The organism is Burkholderia sp. HAN2018 (assembly GCF_024704855.1).
GTDB lineage: Bacteria > Pseudomonadota > Gammaproteobacteria > Burkholderiales > Burkholderiaceae > Burkholderia > Burkholderia cepacia.
The window spans coordinates 1-1,256 of sequence record NZ_QOBB01000506.1 but is presented as its reverse complement, the minus strand read 5'-3'; the positions used below and the strand labels follow the sequence as shown (position 1 = coordinate 1,256).

General features: G+C 72.5%; 3 protein-coding genes. 1 reads left to right on the top strand and 2 read right to left on the bottom strand.

Features of this window, described 5'->3' with window-relative positions; all coding sequences use genetic code 11:
* Window positions 1-409 (top strand): macro domain-containing protein (locus DPV74_RS41420; RefSeq protein ID WP_119339290.1); only part of this gene is annotated, 409 nt, incomplete at its 5' end.
* A 34-nt stretch (window positions 410-443) separates the two neighbouring features.
* On the opposite strand, the gene trmL is transcribed toward DPV74_RS41420, so the two are convergent.
* Both trmL and DPV74_RS41410 read right to left on the bottom strand, forming a co-directional pair.
* Window positions 444-914 carry a tRNA (uridine(34)/cytosine(34)/5-carboxymethylaminomethyluridine(34)-2'-O)-methyltransferase TrmL gene (gene trmL, locus DPV74_RS41415; protein ID WP_119339289.1) on the bottom strand — a complete coding sequence of 157 codons (471 nt, stop codon included), beginning with the start codon at window positions 912-914 and terminating at the stop codon, window positions 444-446.
* 105 nt (window positions 915-1,019) lie between these two features.
* The coding region (locus tag DPV74_RS41410; RefSeq protein WP_257943215.1) for a phosphoribosyltransferase family protein at window positions 1,020-1,256 on the bottom strand (237 nt) is incomplete at its 5' end.

Below are 1,256 nucleotides of genomic sequence, written 5' to 3'. Positions count from 1 at the left end.
CGGCGCGATCCACCGCGCGGCCGGCCCCGGCCTGCTCGCCGAGTGCCGCACGCTCGGCGGCTGCGACACGGGCGACGCCAGGCTCACGCGCGGTCACGGGCTGCCGGCGCGCTACGTGATCCATGCAGTCGGGCCCGTGTGGCATGGCGGCGGGCGCGGCGAGGCAGACCTGCTCGCGTCGTGCTACCGCCGCGCGATCGAGCTGGCCGAGGAGGTCGCGGCGACGTCGATCGCGTTCCCGGCGATCAGCTGCGGAATCTATCGCTATCCGGCCGAAGACGCCGTCGACATCGCCGTGGGCACCGTCGCCGAAATGCTGCCGCAGGCGCCGAACCTCGCACGCGTGGTGTTCGCGTGCTTTTCCCCTGACATCTACGACCTGTACCGCGCGCGGCTCGCGCGGACGTGACGCATTCCGCGGGGCGGGAGGCGCCGTCCCGGCGTCATGCGCCGCCTTCGAACCCGGCCTGGCGCCACGCCTCGAACACGACCACCGCGACCGTGTTCGACAGGTTCAAGCTGCGGTTGTCCGGCCGCATCGGCAGGCGCACGCGCTGTTCGTTCGGGAAGCGCTCGAGCAGCTCGGCGGGCAGGCCGCGCGTCTCCGAGCCGAACACGAACCAGTCGCCGGGCAGGAATGCATGATCGTGGAAGCGGCCCGAGCCGCGTGTCGTGAACGCGAACATTCGCGCCGGATCGGGCGTTTCCGCCGCGGTGAACGCGTCCCAGTCGCGGTGCACGCGCATCTGCGCATACTCGTGATAGTCGAGGCCCGCGCGGCGCATCCGCGCGTCGTCGAGCGGGAAGCCGAGCGGCTCGATCAGGTGCAGGCGCGCGCCCGTGTTGGCGCACAGGCGGATCACGTTGCCGGTGTTCGGCGGGATTTCGGGGGCGACGAGGACGACGTTGAACATGTTTCGGTTTGGCTGGGCCGGCCGGGGCGGCGCTACGCGCGCGTTCCCGGCCGGCCGGTTCGTGACGGCCGCCGCCGTGTCCGGTCGGTCGGCCTCTCTATCTAATTAATCCCTGGCGGTGCGCAGCGCAACCAGATTCGTCACGCGTGCGGCGCCCGCCGCCTTCAGTGCGTGCGCGGCGGCCGCGAGCGTCGCGCCGGACGTCATCACGTCGTCGACGAGCGCAACGTGGCGACCGGCGACGCCGCCCGCCACCGCGAATGCCGCGATCACGTTGTCGCGCCGTGCGTGCCGGTCGAGCCGCGACTGCGGCGCGGTGTCGGCGACGCGTGCGAGCAGCGC

Coding starts and splice junctions, on each gene's coding strand:
- trmL (WP_119339289.1), bottom strand. CDS start 914: ATGTTCAACGTCGTCCTCGTCGCCCCCGAAATCCCGCCGAACACCGGC.